Source organism: Virgibacillus sp. 7505 (genome assembly GCF_002272135.1).
Taxonomy (GTDB): Bacteria; Bacillota; Bacilli; order Bacillales; family Amphibacillaceae; genus Terribacillus.
On sequence record NZ_NPBF01000091.1, the window covers coordinates 1 to 348 of the forward strand.

1 pseudogene is annotated in these 348 nt (G+C 48.0%); it reads left to right on the plus strand.

Annotation, left to right across the window (positions count from 1 at the left end):
* Positions 1 to 348 (plus strand): annotated as a pseudogene (locus CHH91_RS18060) (IS5/IS1182 family transposase); the annotation flags it as partial.

Here is a 348-nt window from a genome sequence, read left to right on the forward strand (position 1 = left end):
CCTACCGTTGGTTTTTAGGATTTGGCTTTGAGGACAAGATCCCCCACTTTTCTACGTTTGGGAAGAACTACGTTCGTCGTTTCCGGGACAGTGACGTGTTTGAACAAATTTTTTATCGCATTCTGAAACAAGCAATGGATAAAGGGTTTGTGAATCCAGACGTAGCTTTTATCGACTCGACCCCGATTAAAGCGAACGCCAATAAACGAAAGCATCGGAAAAAGGTCGTCCGTGCTGAGACGCGGGCCTATCAAGCCCAGTTGGAGGAGGAAATCAATGGGGAACGGGTGAAAAACGGAAAAAAGCCCCTGCCTCCCTCGAAAAAAGATCCTGCGAGGGAGGTCAAGG